This is a genomic window from Mesorhizobium sp. 43Arga (assembly GCF_053714255.1).
This window is the reverse complement of record NZ_JBSKBO010000011.1, coordinates 79,419-97,401: the sequence shown is the minus strand read 5'-3', so window position 1 is coordinate 97,401 and position 17,983 is coordinate 79,419. Positions and strand designations below refer to the sequence as shown.

General features: G+C 64.8%; 6 protein-coding genes. 3 read left to right on the top strand and 3 right to left on the bottom strand.

The annotated features are described in order from the left end of the window. The first annotated feature begins 75 nt into the window (after nt 1-75). Together ACWGS8_RS29665 and ACWGS8_RS29660 are read left to right on the top strand one after the other, a co-directional pair. Nucleotides 76-441, top strand: a complete 366-nt coding sequence (locus ACWGS8_RS29665; protein ID WP_027047560.1) for a RidA family protein — start codon at nt 76-78, stop codon at nt 439-441. A gap of 33 nt (nt 442-474) precedes the next feature. Further along, entirely contained in the window at nt 475-1,710 is a 1,236-nt protein-coding gene (locus ACWGS8_RS29660; protein ID WP_454584260.1) for an amidohydrolase/deacetylase family metallohydrolase, read from the top strand. Nucleotides 1,711-1,749: 39 nt separating this feature from the next. Here ACWGS8_RS29660 and ACWGS8_RS29655 read toward each other — a convergent pair whose 3' ends face one another. The 3 genes from ACWGS8_RS29655 to ACWGS8_RS29645 form a co-directional block, all read right to left on the bottom strand. Further along, complete coding sequence (locus tag ACWGS8_RS29655) at nt 1,750-3,540, bottom strand: flavin-containing monooxygenase (RefSeq protein WP_454584259.1); 1,791 nt, start codon at nt 3,538-3,540, stop codon at nt 1,750-1,752. Nucleotides 3,541-3,816: 276 nt separating this feature from the next. After that, nucleotides 3,817-5,058: a M24 family metallopeptidase gene (locus tag ACWGS8_RS29650; RefSeq protein WP_454584258.1), complete on the bottom strand. Its 1,242-nt coding sequence runs from the start codon at nt 5,056-5,058 to the stop codon at nt 3,817-3,819. A gap of 117 nt (nt 5,059-5,175) precedes the next feature. Beyond that, on the bottom strand, nt 5,176-5,757 hold the full coding sequence (locus ACWGS8_RS29645) for an invasion associated locus B family protein (protein ID WP_454584257.1): 582 nt from the start codon (nt 5,755-5,757) through the stop codon (nt 5,176-5,178). A 289-nt stretch (nt 5,758-6,046) separates the two neighbouring features. Between ACWGS8_RS29645 and ACWGS8_RS29640 the strand changes: the two genes are divergently transcribed. Further along, nucleotides 6,047-17,890 (top strand): beta strand repeat-containing protein, encoded by an 11,844-nt coding sequence (locus ACWGS8_RS29640; protein ID WP_454584256.1) that lies wholly within the window; start codon nt 6,047-6,049, stop codon nt 17,888-17,890. Nucleotides 17,891-17,983 lie beyond the last annotated feature (93 nt).

Sequence of the window (17,983 nt, the reverse complement as noted above, 5' to 3'; positions counted from 1 at the left end):
GCCCGATCGCGGTAAATCTGCGCAGAAGCGGGCGCCGCTTTGGTGCCCTGTTGCGTCATCAGAGGAGGCAATCTCTTGCCCAAGCAGACTTTTGGAACATCCCATGTGCCGCTGTCGCCCGCCGTGCGGGCCGGCGACTTCGTCTATGTCTCGGGCCAGGTTCCGGTCGGCAGCGACGGCATCGTGGTCAAGGGCGGCATCACGGAACAGACCGAGCAGGTGCTGGCCAATGTGAAGGCGGCGCTGGCCTTGGCCGGCTGCACCCTGGACGACGTGGTGAAGACCACCGTTTGGCTGGAAGACGCGCGCGATTTCGGTGCCTTCAACGCGGTCTACGCCAGGCACTTCCCGAAGAACCCGCCGGCCCGCACCACGGTCGAATCGCGGCTGATGATCGACATCAAGATCGAGGTCGAGGCGGTCGCCTATCGACCAGTTTGAGACGATAAGGTAACGAAGCGGAGGTTCCCAAAAATGCAATTCGACCTCCTGCTGAAGGGCGGACGGCTGATCGATCCGGCGTCCGGCATCGACGCGCCGCGCGATGTCGCCATCGCCAACGGGCGGGTCGCGGCGGTCGACGCCGATATCCCGGCTGATCGCGCCAAGCAGGTGGTCGAGGCGACGGGCTACATCGTCGCGCCCGGGCTGGTCGACCTGCACAGCCACGTCTATTGGGGTGGCACCTCGCTCGGCGTCGATGCCGACCGGCTGGCCGCCAAAAGCGGCACCACCACCTTCATCGATGCCGGCAGTGCGGGCGCCGGCAATTTCCTCGGCTTCCGCCGCCATGTCATGGAGCGGTCCAGGGTGCGCATCCTGGCCTATGTCAACATTTCCTTTGCCGGCATTTTCGGTTTCTCGCAGTCGGTGTCGGTCGGCGAGTGCAGCGATCTGAGGCTCTGCGAGCCGCGCGAGGTGGTGGCGGCAGTGCGGGAACACGCGGACGTGGTGGTCGGCGTGAAAGTCCGCTCCGGCAAGCATGCCGGCGGCACCAGCGGCATCGCGCCGGTCGATCTAGCGCTCGAGGCCGCCGACAAGGCCGGCCTGCCGCTGATGGCGCATATTGACGAGCCGCCGCCCGGCCGCTCGGAAGTGATGCCGCGGCTGCGCCGCGGCGATATCCTCACCCATTGCTTCCGGCCGTTCCCCAACGCGCCGGTCTTCGCCTCCGGCGCGGTGCGGCCCGACATGCGGCTGGCGCGCGAGCGCGGCGTCGTCTTCGATCTCGGCCACGGCATGGGCTCGTTCGATTTCGACGTGGCGCGCGCCATGCTCGCCGAAGGGCTGGCGCCGGACGTCATCTCAAGCGACGTGCATCTCTACTGCGTCGACGGGCCGGCCTTCGACATACTGGTCTGCATGTCGAAGCTGATGGCGCTCGGCATGCCGCTCGTCGAGGTGCTGCGCGCGGCAACACAAGCGCCGGCGCGGGCGATCGCCCGGCCGGACCTCGGCACGCTGGCGGTCGGCACCGTCGGCGATGTCGCGGTGCTCCGGCAACGCGCGGGCCGTTTCACCTTCGTCGATGCTGTCGGCGCCGCGCTGGTCGCCGACCAGCGGCTGGTGTCGGAAGGCATCGTCATCGGCGGCTCCTGGTGGCCGAACGGGGCGTTGAATGATCTGGATGAGACGGAACGCTTCGAGGCGCATGTGGCGCATACGCATGTCGAGGTTGCGGCCCGGCATTTCGGGCACCGGCATGAATGAGTGGCCAATCTCCCCCCTCGAGTGGGGAGATCGGCAGATTCACTCGCGCGAATTACTCGGCTTCCCGTAAACCGGCGTCGCAATCCCCTCCATCCGCGCCTTGATCTGCAGCGCCACGTATTTCGAATAAAACCGCGACAGCGCCAGATTGCCGCCGTGGAACCACAGCGCTTCCTGCGCCGTCGGCTTCCACATGTTGCGCAATTCGCCTTGCCAGGGGCCGGGGTCGCCTTTGACGCCGGAACCGAGGCCCCAGCAGGGGCCGACCTTGTCGGCGACTTCGCGCGAGACGAGTGCGGCGACATTCTCGTTCATCGACTGGTAGCCGGTGCAGGCGATGATGGCGTCGGCCTGGAGCTCGCTGCCGTCCTCGAACAGGATGCCTGTCGCCGTCAGAGACTTGATGGCGACGCCGCTGCGGATGCCGATCTTGCCGTCGATGATCAGCTCCGAGGCGCCGACGTCGATGTAGAAGCCGGAGCCAGTGCGGTAGGCCTTCATCAAGAGGCCGGTCTCGTCGTCGCCGAAATCGATGGCGAAGCCGGAGGCGCGCAAGCGGTCATAAAAGGCGGCGTCGCGCGCCTTGATCACCTCGTAGAGCGCGCGCTGGCCCTTGGGCACCAGCGCGAAGGGCGTCGAGGCGACGATCATGTCGGCCTTTTCGGTGGTGATGCCGCGCGCCAGCGCGCGCTCCGAAAAGATCTCGAAGCCGACCTCCATCAGCGTGTCCGACTTGACCACGGTGGTCGGCGAGCGCTGGACCATGGTGACGTCGGCGCCGCTTTCCCAGAGGTCGACGCAGACGTCATGCCCCGAACTGGCCGCGCCGATGACGGCGACCTTTTTGCCGCGGAATTTGTCGCCGCTGGCATACTGGCTGGAATGCAGCAGCTCGCCCTTGAATTCGCTCGCGCCGGCCAGGTCGATCTTTCGCGGCGGGCCGTAGGCGCCGGTGGCGAAGACGACATGTTTCGGCTTCAGCGTGATCCGGCGGCCGACGCGGTCGACCACGACGGTCCACTCCTTCCGAGCCTCGTCATAGGAGGCGCTGAGGCATTTGGTGGCGACCCAGTAGTTGAGCTCCATGACGCGCGTGTACATTTCCAGCCAGTCGCCCATCTTGTCCTTGGGCGTGAAGACCGGCCAGTTCTCCGGGAACGGAATGTAGGGCAGATGGTCGTACCAGACCGGGTCGTGCAGCACGAGCGTGCGGTAGCGGTTGCGCCAGGAATCGCCCGGGCGCGCATTCTTCTCGATGACGATGGTGGGCACGCCAAGCTGGCGCAGCCGTGCGCCCAGCATGATGCCGCCCTGGCCGCCGCCGATGACCAGGCAATAGGGCTGCTCGGAAGCGCCGAGCTCGCGCGTCTCGCGCGCCCGCGCCTCCGACCAGGTCTCGCGTTCGGGGTCGGCCTTGTGGCGCACGCCGAGCGGCCGCGCCGAACCCTTGCGCTCCTCGAACCCTTTCAGGTCGGTCATCGCCGTGAACAGTGTGCGGCAACGGCCGTCGCGCAGGCGCATGATGCCTTGGCCTGACGCCACCGCGGTTTCGAAGGTGAACCAGGCTTCGATGGTGCCCTCGTCGGACGTCGCTTCGCCGGTAAGCTGCCATGCCGTGGGGTTGGTCGTCGGCAGCGTTGCCTCGAGCATGTCGGCGATGGCCTCGCGGCCTTCCATGGTCGTGACGTTCCAGGTGAAGGTCAAAAGATCGCGCCAGTAGCAGTCGTCGACGAACAAATTGCTTGCCGCGGTCGCATCGCCGGCCGCGAGCGCCTGCGCCAGGGAGTCCAGCCATGCGGCTGCCTGTTTCGTCGCTGCCATTTCGAGCATTTTGTTCCTCTTGTTCCCTGCCTTTTCGACCTGACCTCTTATCATGTTTGCACGCTGTCGTTCCACGACATGCCGCTCGACGGCGTGTGGGCCACCGACACCAACATGCGGACGGCGGTGACCTCGAGCCTTGGCAATATTGAAGCGTGACCTGGGCGATCATCGGCGGTCGCGCTCTACGGCGCCGCCCTCTGTCCTGCCGGACATCTCCCCCACATGGGGGAAATTGGCGGCTTCGGCGCCGCCAACGATGACATGGACCAACCCGGCCCCCGGCTACCCAATCCTCTCCAGCCGCCTCGGCAGCCGGTTCATCGGCCTCGGCCCGTCCGCCGTGATCAGGAACTGGTCCTCAAGATTGAAGCTGGCGAGGCCGTCTATGTAGAGCGGAATTTCGAAGGCCAGCACCATGCCGGCCTCGATGGCGACATCGCTGTCGGCGGCAATGAACGGCCATTGCTCGGAAAACACCGATTGGCCGACGCTGTGGCCAAAATGGCCGCGGCGGAAGCCGCGCAGGCCTTGCCGCGCCAGGCTGTCGGTGGCGACGCGGTGGACATGGGCGAGCGTGTTTCCCGGGATCAGCGCCGCCAGCCCGTCCTCGAAGGCGCGCTCGGCGATGGCATGCAGCTCGGCCTGGTCCTGGGAAGGCGGTCCGAAGGTGAAATTGCGCGACATGTCGGAAGCGTAGCCGCCGACCGTGCAGACCATGTCGCATTTCAAGGGATCGCCGGCCACGGCCCTGGCATCGGCGCCCTTGGCGCGAGCGCCCAGCGTCACATACTCGGCTGTCGCGACAGGATGCGACAGCCCGGCGGCCGCGTCGGCTACGCCCTTGCGGTAGAGCGCGACGAGATCGGTCTGGCGCATACCGGCCATCGCATCGACCTGCAAGCGCTCCAGTCCGGCTTCCGAGAGGAAAATGCCTTGCTGCAGGAGATCGATCTCGCGCCGTGATTTGATGGCCCGCAGCCTGTCCAGAAGCGGCGCGCCGTCGACCATCGGGCAATGCGGCAGCAGCGCCTGGATGGCGGCGAAATCGGCGGCCGGGACAAAGTCGAGGTCTATGCCGAGCGTTGCGCGCGCCAGTCCGAATTCCTCGAGCAAGGCCTGCAGCTGGCGCACCGAGCCGGCGAGATCGAAAGTGGCGGGACGGGAGAAATCCGGCGCGCGGCCAAGCGAGGTCAGCCCGGCCTCGATTCGCTCGGCGAGCGGCAGTCCGTGCGCTGTCTCGACCGGCGCGGATTCGATCCAGATCGGGTGCGACCGCACGATTGGCTCGGGCGCGGCGAGCCGCAGCTGCGCCGCGTTGAAGTCGGCGACGACAACGCCGATCGGCAGGTCTTGTTTGGCCGGGATGACGGCAAAGCCGGCGCCGGCGCGCCGGAACAGTCCCGCCGGGCCGATCCACGCGCCGGTCGCATAGTGGAAAGCCTCTGGCGCGCAAAGCAGCAGCGCCCCGATGCCGGCGCGCTCCATCAACTGCGCGGCGTGCTGGCGGTCGACAAAGCCTGTCATGGGTTTCTCCGGATGGCCGAAGCGACAACGGAGCATTGCCGGTGCGGACAATCAAGCCAGTTGCTTGATGCCGATGCGCCGCATGCCTTGACGGCTAGCGAAGACACAAATACGCCGCTACTTGATCGTTTCCAGCTTGGCGATGGCCGCGGTGAAGCCGGCGAGCGACACCGGGATGGTGACCGGCTTGCGGGTGACCGATTCCATGCCGATGTTGAGATTGGTTCCCGACTTCATCGCCTTGACCAGGTCCGGCGACAGCGGTGTGGCGGCGTAGGCGCCGTTCTGGTCGCTGGTCTGGACGGCGATGACCGTCTTTTGCCCCTGGTCGACCTGATAGCTGGCGCCGGACGGCAGGAACAGGCCGTGCGGCAGAGCGAGCAGCATGGCCAGGCTGCCATTGGCGCTGTCGCGGCGCACGGTCACGGTCAGCACGCGCTGCCCGGTCTTGGCTTCCGTGAGATTCTGCGACACCTGGCACTGAAGCTCGCCGGTCGCCGAACCGCTGGAGCAGTTCACCGCCCATGGATTGGCGTCGGCCGGCTTGGGTTCGGCCTCCTTGGGTTGAGACTGTTTGGATTGAGACTCCTTGGCGGCGTCTTCGGCAAGCGCCGGCCCGACAGAGGCCAACAGCAGCCACAGGGCAGCCGATGCCGCGGCCGAGCCGCGAAGATTAGCGATAGCTAAAATATTTGCCATGTTCTTGATGCCCCGCAATTTTCCTTGCCCCGGCAGGTATTCTCCTGGAAAAGGCTGGATACAGCAATGGCGAGTGCTCCGAAAGCCGAGTCCCCAGCCAAGCAAGCCGGCAAATCTACTGTGGCAATATGGCCACAGGACAGAACTTTGAAGTCCGACAACAACACTCGCAACGTTCCAGACTCGCTATACAATAGAATTCGCGTAAGAATTAACACGCGGGACGTGCAGTCCCAGAAGGGACTCGCCGGGGATGGGAACTACCGAGACATCTCGGCAGGTTGGTGGGATGGTGGCGCGTGGGGAGGCTTTCCATATGCGCGCCGGCTATCGCCGTTCGCGAATTGCAAGACAGCTGTGGAAGACGACGGCGCTGACGACGCTGGCGCTCGGCCTTTCCAGCGTGTTTGCCCATGCCGATCCCGACGGGCTCTGGCAGCCGCAGATCCGCGCCATCGTCGGCGCCGACGACAATGGCGGCAACGCAGCGCTCGAAGGCTTCATCCCGATCAAGCAGACGGCCGAATCGGTGCTGTTCCTCGATGTCCGGGCCAAGCACGATTTCAAGGATGCCTCCGGCCAGGACATCGGCCTTGGCATTCGCCGCATCGTCAATCCCGACCTGATGCTCGGCGGCTACGCCTATATCAACCTCGAGAACTACAACAGCACGCAGTTCACCGCGGCCACGCTGGGCGTCGAGGCGATCACGCCGAACTTCGACGCGCATGTGAATGTCTTCGTGCCGATCAAGGGCGACTCGACCGATCATACGACCGGCTCGACCCTGTCGATGGTCAGCAACCAGCTGATCGAACAGATATCGGTGCTCGACCACCGCGATTACGCGGCGTGGGGCATCGAAGGCGAGATCGGCGCCCAGGTTCCGGTCAACCTGCCCGACAAGCATTCACTGCGGCTCGACATTGGCGGCTACCATTTCGAGGACCCGCATGGCGACGACGGCAGCGTCACCGGCGCCAAGGCCGGGTTCGAATACACGATCGGCGATGTCTTCGGCAGCGGTACCGAGCTGGTCTTTGCCGGCGAGGTCCGCAACGACAATCGCGACGATACCCAGTTCGCCGGCAGCGTGCGGCTGAACATCCCGTTCAACCCCGGCCATGGCTCGGACACTACCGGGGCCATCGGTACGGACCCGGTCTATCCGGTCAGCGAAGGCCTGCGCAAGCGCGTCAACGAGCGCGTGCGCGGCGATATCGGCGTCAGGGTCCAGTCGCAGGACAAGATCGGCGGCTCGACGACCCGCGTCGCCATCAACGCCGCCACCAATGCGGCGTTCGGCAAGTTCTATTTCGCCGATGGCGGTTTGGCGGGCGCCGGCACGCAGGCCGACCCGACGACGCTTGACGACGCGGTCACCAAGGCCGGCAATGGCGGTTTTGTCGTTGCGCTGGGCGGCAATGGCAACCTGACGACTGCCGGCGTGACACTTGCCAATGGCCAGACCGTGATCGGCGGCGGCCAAAGCGTCACCGCGAAACTGTCCGGCGGCGGCACCGCTACCTTCAATCTGGGCGGCAGCAACGGCACGATCCAGGGCACCAATGTCGCCAACAATGTCATCACGCTCGGCACCGGCAACACGCTGAACGGCATCACCATCACCGGCGGCGCCAACGGCATCTTCGGCAACAACGCCACCGGCACAACACTGACCAATGTCACGGTGACGGGCGCCGGCGGCAACGGCGCCGCGTTCACCGGCAATTCAACCAATGTCAGCGGGTCCAATTTCACCGCGACCGGCAATGGCCTCGACGGCCTGCACATAGAAGACAACGGCACCTACAATTTCACCGGCACGACGCTGCTGCAGGGCAACCACGACGACGGCCTCGATATCACGGGCCAGGGCACCTACACCTTCGCCACCGTCAATGCGCTTGATAACACCGACCGCGGCATCACCGTGCAGGGCACGTCGAGCGGCGGCAGCTTCACCACCACCGGCGGCACCGTCTCCGGCAATGGCGGCATGGCCGTCTTCATCGACCCGATCACCGCCCATGTGGTGCTGGATTCGATCAGTCAGACCGGCGGCACGTCGGGCGTGGTGCTCGACCATGTTTCGGGCAGCTTCACCGTCAACGGTTCGACGATGATTTCCAACACGACCGGAGCGGCGATCCAGATCACGGATTCGCCGGCGACAATCCGCTTCGGCGACATCAACATCACCAATCCCGGCGCCGGCGGCATGTCGTTCAGCGGCGTCAACGCCGCCGTGGTGGCCGGCAACATCGTCATTTCCGGGCTGGGCGTCGGCTCTGGTCTCGATTTCTCCGGCAGCCAGACCAATTTCACCGCGCAGTCACTCAACATCACCGGCCCGGGCGCCGCCGGCACCATCGGCATCGATCTCGCCGATGCCACCGGCGATGCCACGATCATCATCACCAATGGCGGTTCCATTTCGGGTGTCGACACCGGTGTGCGCTTCGGCATAGCGGGCTCGCTGGCCCATTCGGCCAATGCCGAATTCAGCTTCGGCGGCGGTTCGATTGCCGGCAGCACCGCTTCGCTCGACGCGCGCGGCCTCAACCAGACGCTCGGCCACTACGCGTTCGGCTCGACCACCTTCAACGGCCCGCAGCTGTTCGATCCGCAGAATGTGATCTTCGTCGGCGCCGTCGGCTCGTCGGGGGACGGTTCTTCGACATCGAGCCTGCTCGCGATCGACCTGGCCGACGCCAACACCCAGAACAATGCGATCTTCGTGCTGGTCAACGAAGGATCTCCCATCGATGCCGCCGGCGGCTTCTCGCTCAGCGACGGCCAGACGCTGGCGTCGTTCGGCAATGGCCGCTCCTTCTCGCTCGGCGGCATTCCGGTCAACATCACCGGCGACAACATCCAGCACGACCAGGTCGTTTCGGATCCAGGCGGCGGCGCGGCGACGCTGACCAATTCCGGCGCCGGCGATGTCGTGACGGCAGCCAACAACAGCTCGTTGCTCGATTTCAACATCAGCGGCGGCGCCGGCAACGGCGTCCACGGCAGCGGCGTCAGCAATGTAACGATCTCCGGCGTCAATGTTTCGGGTATGGGCTTGAGCGGCGTGGCCTTCGACGGCACCAACACCGTCACCGCCACCAATCTGAACTCGAGCAACAACACCGGCGGCGGCCTGTCCATCCAGGGCGACGGCACCTATGCGTTCAACGGCACGACGACGCTGTCGGGCAATGGCACCAACGGCCTCTATATCAGCGGCAACGGAACCTACGGCTTCGAGACGCTCAACGCTGAGAATAACGGCTCGAGCGGCGTCAACGCCTTGTCGAACGGCACCGGCAAGCTGACGACGACCGGCGGGACGATTTCCGGAAACGCCGGTTCGGCTTTCCTGGCCAACAACATCAAGCTCGACGTTGCATTGGATACGCTGAGCCAGTCCGGCGGACAGACCGGCATCAACATCGCCGCCGCGAGCGGCAATTTCTCTGTTACCGGCACGACGACGGTTTCCGGCACCACGTCGGACGGCGTCTCTATCGGCACGAGTTCGGCCACGATCGGCATCGCCAATCTGGCGACGACGTCGGTTGCCGGTGCGGATGTCAAGTTGAGCGGCAACACCGGCACGATCGGCATCGGCGGCACGATCACCAACTCCGGCACCGGCGATGGCGTCGTCGTCTCCGGCGGCAGCGCCGCGATCACGGTCTCGGCCGATATCTCCAGTTCAGCCACAGCACCGGGCACGGCGGTCAAGGTTGACGGCATCAGCGGCGGTTCGGTCACCTTCAGCGGCACTGTCACCTCCACCGGCACCGGTAGGCTTTTCGAGATCGGCTCGGCGGCTTTCCTGAGCGGCGGCACGATCAGCTTCACAGGCCCGTCACTGTCGGCGACAGGCGGCGGTGGAGCGTCTGCCATCGACCTCATCGGCACGGCCAAGTTGAACGTTACCGCTCCGCTGTCGATCACCAATGCCGCGAGCACCGGCCTGGTTGTCGGCAGTGTCGACAGCACCGCATCGGCAACCTTCGGAGCGGTCACGGTGACGGGCGCCGGCCCCGGCATCGCCATCGCCAACACTGCCGGTTCAGTCACCTTCGGCACGACCCAGGTCACGCTGGGCTCTGCCGCCAACGTGGCCGGCATCGTCTTCGTATTCACCAATGCCGATGTCAGCTTCGGCACGACCACCGTGACGATGGGCGCCGGCGCCAACCAGAGTGGCATCAGCTTCGCAACTGCCAGTGCCGATGCCAGCTTCGGCACGACCACCGTGACGATGGGCGCTGGCGCCAACCAGACCGGCATCAACTTCAACGGCGCCTTTGCCACGGCCGATTTCGGCGTGACTCATATCACCGGCACCGGTGACCTGACCTCGCGCGGCATCGACCTGTCGTCGACGCAAGCCGACAAGACCATCACCTTCGCGCGCGGCTCCAGCATTTCCAATGTCGGCGTCGGCGTCGAGCTGTCGTCGGGCGGCACCACGGCGACCTCGGCCAACGCCAACTTCACCTTCGGCGACGGCACTTCCGCCGATGGGCTGCAGTCCTCCATCAGCGCGGCGGCGGGCGGCTATACGGTCAACACGGTCGGGCTCAATCCGGCGCTCGGCAATTACAATTTCAACGATGTCGCCTTCACCGGCAGCGCGCATCTGACCAGCGCGGGCGGCGGCGTCACCATGGTGTCGCAGAACGGCGGCGTCATCGCCGCCGGCACGGACGGGCTCAGCCAATCGGTGACAACCATCTCGGTCGCCCAGGCCGACGCCTTGCTCGGCACACAGACCTTCGCCTTTGTCGGCACCGTCGATCTCAGCGGCACGCCGTTCACGCTGGATTCGGGCCAGTCGATCACCGGCTTCGGCAACAACACCTCCATCAACGTCTCCGGCACGATCCAGCCGGTCAATGTCCAGGGCAATCTCGGCGCCACCGGCGGCAATGTCACCGGCAATGAAGGCGTGGTCACCGGCACGGGCGACTTCCTGCATCTGCTCGGCAGCAACCAGGTGCGCAACACCGCTTTCGACTTCAGCGGCGCCAGCGGCTCGGTCTTAACCGTCGACCAGAGCGCCGGCGGCTTCAACAATGCCGGCGGCATCGTCATCGAAGGCGTCACCGTCAGCAACGTCGCTGCCGGCAGCACGGCGTTCAAGGTCGCCGGCCTCGACTCGAACCTGTCGATCACCAACAACAACGTCAACGTCGCCGGCACGCTGCTCGACGTCAATGGCGGCACCGGCAATATCACGGTCACGCGCGGCACCTTGCCCAACAGCGCGACGCCGGGCACGCTGACCGGCGGCGGCATCTCGATCGCCAACCGCACCGGCGGCCTGGTCAACTTCACCGACACGGTGACGGTCGGCGGCACCGGCGTCTCGCTCACCGGCAATACCGGCTCCACCGTCACCTTCGCCGATCTGGACATCACCACCAGCGGCGCGACGGCGTTCAGCGCCAGCGGCGGCGGCACGGTCAATGTCACGACCGGCACGATCAATGCCACGAACGCGCAGGCGGTGGCGCTTGACGGCATCACGGCCGGGATCAACTTCGCCTCGACCAGTGCCACATTCGCTTCCGGCAACGGCATCGACCTGCAGAATCTGAGCGGCACGGCGAGCTTCGGCACCGGCACGCTGACCAACACCGGTGCGGGCACCTCGTTCAATGTCGGCTCGGCGACCAACCTCAGCGGCGGCAACGCTGATATCTCCTATGGCGGCACCATCGCCAGCAACGGCACCGGTGCCGCGGTTTCGATCCAGGAATTGACCGGCGGCTCGGTGACACTGTCGGGCAACCTGACCGACAACAACGCGGCCGTTGGCGGCAACATCGTCGTTGCCGGCATCGACAATGGCACGGCGGCGACCGTCACCTTCTCCGGCACGTCCAAGCAAATCAGCTCGGGTGCGACCGATGCCGTCAGCCTGATTGGCAATCCGGACGGCACGCTCGACTTCACCGGCGGCGGCCTCGTCATTACCACCGCCAGCGGCACCGGCTTCAAGGCCAGCACCTTCGGCGTCGGCACGGTCAGCGTCACCGGCAGCGGCAACACCATCACCACGACGACCGGCACCGCGCTCGACCTCGCCAATGCTACGGTCGGCGCCGGCGGCGTCACCTTCGATTCCATCTCGGTCAATGGCGCGGCGACCGGCGTCTCGCTCAACAATGTCAGCGGCGGCGCCGTTGGCCTTGGCGTCGTCAACCTGCAGAACATCACCTCGCGCGGCATCGACATTTCTGGCACGCTCGGCGCCGCGGTCAACGCCACCAGCATCAATATCGGACTCAACGCCATCAACGCCGTCGGTCTCGACCTCAACGGCGCGACGCTCGGCGCGAGCAACATCACCACCGGCGATTTCGACGTCGACGGCGGCAGCTTCGCCGGCACGATCGGCATCGACATGGCCGGCACCACCGGCACCGGCACGATCCAGCTCGGCGACACCGTCAACAACAACCCGGCCGGCCAGACCTCGACCATCGCCAATGTCGGCTATGGCGTGCAGTTCTCCAGCACCACCAACGCCCAGCTGGTGTTCGGCGACGGCCAGGGCCCTGCCGAATCGTCGATCGCGACCACCGGCGGCCAGGTCATCCACACAGTCGACACCTTGCCGACATCGGGCGACTACAATTTCAACGACGTCAATTTCAGCGGTGACACCGCCAACCTGTCGTCGATCAGCGTCTATTATGTCGACCTGGACGGCAACAATTCGGGAACCGGTGACGGCAGCCTCGCCAACCCGGGCAGCCTCGCGCAGGCCCAGGCCTCGACAGCCAACGTGATCGTTCTGATCGACAAGAACGTCAACGGCAGCCAGGAGACGATCGACCTAAGCGGGACTTCATACCAGCTCCATGACGGGCAGGTGCTGCTTGCCTTCAAGAGCGGTGACGCGGCCATCGATGTCTCGCAACTCGGCGTCGACGCCAGCGGCGGCGCATCCGCGGCTTTCCACTTCACCACGATCCAGAACACGCCGATCATCTCGGCCCCGGCTAGCATCGATACGCTGCGGCCGGTGCTGCAAAGCAACAACGCCACCTCGGTGATCAATTTTGCCACCAGCGGCACCGGCACCTTCACCGGCGGCATCGAGAATTTGATCGTCCGCAATATCGGCAGCGGCGCCGGCGTCAGTGTCAATGCGACCGCGGCTTCCAGTTTCTTCCTGAGGAACAACGACATCGCGGCCGGCGGCAGCGCTCTCGACTTCGCTACGACCGGCGCGCCGGCCAATACACTTGTGCTGTCGATCGACGGCAACACGCTGAAGTCGACGGGATCGGCGCTGGCAGCCTCGTTCGTCGGCCAGAACATCAATGCGACGGACAATTCGATCGCGATCCGGACCTTCGCCGGCAATAAGGTGATCGGCGGCACTGGTGGCGGCATAGCCTTCAACAATGTCCGGTTTGACTCCGACGGGATCGGCGGCACCGTCAGCGCCGTCTCGCTCGGCATCGGCACTTCCCCCGCGCGGGTTCAGGGCAACGGCCTCAGCTTCACCAACACCAGCGGCACCTTTGATGTGGGCGCGCTCGCCCTCGCCAACGCTGGCGGCACCGGTGTGATCGCCAACACCAAGACCACCACCTTCACGCTGAACAGCAGCAGCGGCTTGGTCAACACCCTGAACGGCACGGCCTTCGATCTCGATCCACTGACAGTCAACATGACGCTTTCCGGCATCATCTCCAACGGCGGCGCCAACGGCATTATCTTCGACGGCGTCGCCGGCACCTTCACCATTACCGGTGTGACGACCCTGAATGGTAAGACGGGCTTCGGCATCGATGCCATCAACACCAACACCGGCACCTTCAATTTCAACACGGTGACGATCGACAGCCACTTGAACACCGGCGGCGGCATCCATGTCGCATCCGGCACGCTCAATGTCACCGGCCTTGCCAACATCGACACGTCAAGCGGCGTCGGCCTCTCGCAGAGCGGCGGCACAACCAACTTCAACAATGGCCTGACCATCGACACCACGACCGGCACCGGCATTACCGGCACCGGCGGCACGATGAATATCCTCGCCACCGCCGCCAGCCAGACGGTGAATTCGACCGGTGGCCAGGCGATCAACCTCTCCGGGGTCGTCGCCAGCATCGGGCTCGACTCGACCTCGTCGGCCGGCGGCGTCAACAATGTCAGCCTGACCAGTGTCGGCGGCACCGTCGACCTCGGCGGCGGCGCGCTGAGCGGCGCTTCGGGCGCGTCGTTCAATGTCGTCGGCGGCACGGCCACCGTTACTTATGGCGGGAACATCACCCAGGCAAACAACGCCGCCTTGGTCAGCGTTTCCGGCGGCAACGCCGGGTCGCTGACTTTCGACACCGGCACGCTGTCGGCGTCCAACGGCACCGGCCTGCAGTTCGACAATGCCGATGGCACCTACAATTTCAACGGCACGACGACGTTGAATGGCGGCGATGCCGGCGTCGACATCCTCAACGGCTCGGCCGGTACCTTCACCTTCGGCACCGGCACCACGATCATCAGCCCGAGCGGCACCGCGTTCAATGTCGACACAAGCTCGGCGAGCGTCACCTACAGTGGCAACATCACCCAGGCCAACAGTGCTGCGCTCGTCGCCATCACCGGCCACTCCGGCGGCACCATCACCTTCCAGACCGGCACGCTTTCGGCGACCAATGGTAACGGCCTGCAGTTCGACAATGCCGACGGCATCTACAATTTCAACGGCACGACGACGCTCAACGGCGGCGATGCCGGCATCGACATCGTCAACGGCTCGGGCGGCACGTTCAGCTTCGGCACCGGCACGACGATCACCAGCCCGAGCGGCACGGCGTTCAACGTCGACACGGGCACCGCCAATGTCACCTACAGCGGCAACATCACCCAGGCCAGCAACGCGGCCATGGTCGCCATCACCGGGCATTCCGGCGGCACCATCACCTTCCAGACCGGCACGCTTTCGGCGACCGGCGGCACCGGCCTGCAGTTCGACAATGCCGACGGCACCTACAATTTCAACGGCCCGACGACGCTGAACGGCGGCGATGCCGGCGTCGACATCCTCAACGGCTCAGGCGGCACGTTCGGCTTCGGCACGGGCACCTCGATCACCAGCCCGAGCGGGACCGCGTTCAACGTCGCCGGCGGCGCCGCCAGCATTACCTATGCCGGCACGATTACCCAGGCCACGGCCGGTCAGCGCATCATCGCGGTGGCGGACACCACCGGCGGCGCGGTCAGCTTCACCACCGCCGTGGCCAACGGCCTCAATGCTACCGGCGGCACCGGCATCCTGATCGATGGCGCGGCCGGCAACGTCACCGTCAACAATGCCAGCCTGACCGGGACGCGCGGCATCACCATCCTCGGCGACGCGGCCAACAACGCGACCGGCACCTTCACCTTCAACAATGTCGCGATCGATACCACGGCCGGTGCGACGAACCATGCCTTCGTCGTCGATGGCGACCAGGGCACACCGGGCAACAACGACGTCAGCGCGGTCGTCAACCTGAACAATGTCGACATCACCAACCCGGGCGGCAATGTCGTCAACATCCAGGGCATGGGCGGCGGTTCGGTCACGTTCAATAGCGCCAGCACGATCACCCGCAACGATGGCGGCCTCGGCATCGTCGCCACCAGCAATGCCGGCGGCACGATCGCCTTCGGCGGTGCGTTGACGTTGACCACCAGCGTCAACAATGCCGTCGACCTGAGCAGCAACACCGGCGCGACGTTCAACTTCACCGGCGGCCTGGCGATCACCACCACCACCGGCATCGGCTTCAACGCCACGGGCGGCGGCACCATCAACGTGACCGGCAGCAACAGCGTGCAGACGGCGACCGGCCAGATCCTGAACTGGAACGGCATGATCATCGGCGGCAGCGGCGCCACCTTCACCTCGCTGCAATCGACTGGTTCGGTTACAGGCGACGGGGTCAACCTGACCGGGGTCAGCGGCGGCACGTTCAATGGCGGCGCGGTGACAGTTGCCGGCACCACGGGCGTCGGCAGCGACGGAATAGAGATCAACGGCTCGAGCGCGGCGTTCAACTTCACCTCGGCGACCATAGCGGCGGCGGCCGGCAACGGCATCTTCCTCAGTGGCGCCAACGGCGCGGTGACCTTCTCGACGGTGGCGATCAACAACACAGGCCAGGCCGGCATCAGGATCGACAACAACACCAATGCGGTCGCCGTGAATGGCGGCTCGATCGGCGCGACCAACGACCCGACCGGCAACGGTGTCGACATCAATGGCGGCACGGGCAGCGTAACCATCGCGGCGTCGGTGACGAAGACCAGCACCGGCAACATCGTCAATGTGAGCGGCCGCACCGCCGGAACCGTCGTATTCAGCGGCAGCCTCAGTGCGACCGGCGGCTTCGCCAACGGCATCGATGTCAGCGGCAATTCCGGCACGGCGGTAATCAACTTCTCGAATGCCACCAAGACGCTGACCACGGGCGCCAATACGGCGGTCAACCTGACCGGCAACACCGGAGCGACCATCAACTTCACCGGCAACGGCCTGGTCATCAACACCGCCAGCGGCACCGGCTTCAACGCCACCGGCGGCGGCACGGTGACGGTCCAGGGTACCGGCAACACGATCGTGTCGACCACCGGCACGGCGCTCAACATCGCCAACACGACGATCGGTGCGAGCAACGTCACGTTCCAGAGCATTTCGGCCAACGGCGCCGTCAACGGCATCGTGCTCAACAACACCGGCACGAGCGGCGGGCTGATCGTTACCGGTAGCGGCAACACTGCCTTGGGTGGCAACAGCTCCGGTGGCACGATTCAGAATACCACCGGCGACGCTATCTTGCTGACGAATACCAAGGGTCCGTCGTTCACCAACATCAACATTCAGAATGCCGCCAACAGCGGCATCAAGGGAACGACTGTCACAAACTTCACGCTGGCCAACAGCACGATCAACAATGTCAACACCGCCCACACGACGACGGACGGCAACGTCACGTTCAACCTGAGCGCCGGCGGTTCGACCGAGACGAATTTGTCGGGCGCGGTTTCCATCACCGGCAACGTTCTGAACAATTCCTGGCAGGATGGGATCAGCATCAATAACTTTGCCGGCACCATCAGCAGTCTGACGATCACTGGCAACAGCCTTACGAGTGCCTCGGCGTTCGCGGCTGGCTCCGCGGGCACGGCGATCAAGGTTCTTGCCCAGCAAGGCGCGTCGGCGGCGGCACAGATCACCGGCGGCAGCATCAGCGACAACACCATCAACAATTTCCCGGGCGGCGGCGGTATCATGGTTCACGGCGGCAGCACTGCCGCCCTTCCGGCCGTGAACATCGGAAGCTCTGGAAATCACTTCAAGATCGACGGCAACGTCATTACCGGATTTGGCACCGGCCTGGCCGGTATCGGAACCAATGGTATCGAAGTCACCATCGGTCATCTCAGTTCGGGGTACTTCACCATTGGTGAAACCGGGCACGGCAACACCATCACCAATGTCGCAGGCAACGGTATCGCGGCCAGCCTGTTTGGCACCGGAACGGCATCTTATGATATTGGATACAATACGATCGATGCCAACAACACCGCTGGCTCCGCTGGCATCAATACCGGCGCCGACTCGGCGACGAGCAACACGGACACGCCGACGCTCTATCTCAACATTCACAACAATAACGTCCAGCACACCCAGGGTGCCGGCATTCTGTCGACGATCCGCAGCGTCGATGGCACGGGCTACTTCAAGATCCAGAACAATTCGGTGACCAACCTGACCGCGCCGGGGCTCCAGTACGGCATTCGTGTCGACTCGGGCAACGGCTCGGAAGCGACCGGTGCTCATGTGATCCTTCAGATCGATGGCAACACTGCGGTTGGCCACTCCAACGCGGGCGGTACGATTACCGATCCGGGTATCGGCATTCGCCAGCAACATACCGGGGTGATCAGCACATTGCAGATTGTCGGCCTTGCACCTTCGCCGGCAAACGATGCGCAGATGGAGGCGTATGTCAGTGGGCAGAACCCGGGCAGTGCCGCCGGTACATTCGGGACCGGTGGAACCGCCTCGATCTCAAGTGGAGCTACTTACACCATTGGCGTTCTGCCGGTGTTCCCATAACTCTTTGTACGCATGCTGAACACAATTTGTATCAAATGTGTTCAGCCGGCTTTACAGTTATGTTTTGGACATTGCTCCCAGTTGCTCGCCTGT

What these genes read in the sequence shown, in the direction of transcription:
- ACWGS8_RS29660 (WP_454584260.1), top strand. Translation starts at nt 475, where the DNA reads ATGCAATTCGACCTCCTGCTGAAGGGCGGACGGCTGATCGATCCGGCG.
- ACWGS8_RS29655 (WP_454584259.1), bottom strand. Translation starts at nt 3,540, where the DNA reads ATGCTCGAAATGGCAGCGACGAAACAGGCAGCCGCATGGCTGGACTCC.
- ACWGS8_RS29650 (WP_454584258.1), bottom strand. Translation starts at nt 5,058, where the DNA reads ATGACAGGCTTTGTCGACCGCCAGCACGCCGCGCAGTTGATGGAGCGC.
- ACWGS8_RS29645 (WP_454584257.1), bottom strand. Translation starts at nt 5,757, where the DNA reads ATGGCAAATATTTTAGCTATCGCTAATCTTCGCGGCTCGGCCGCGGCA.
- ACWGS8_RS29640 (WP_454584256.1), top strand. Translation starts at nt 6,047, where the DNA reads ATGGTGGCGCGTGGGGAGGCTTTCCATATGCGCGCCGGCTATCGCCGT.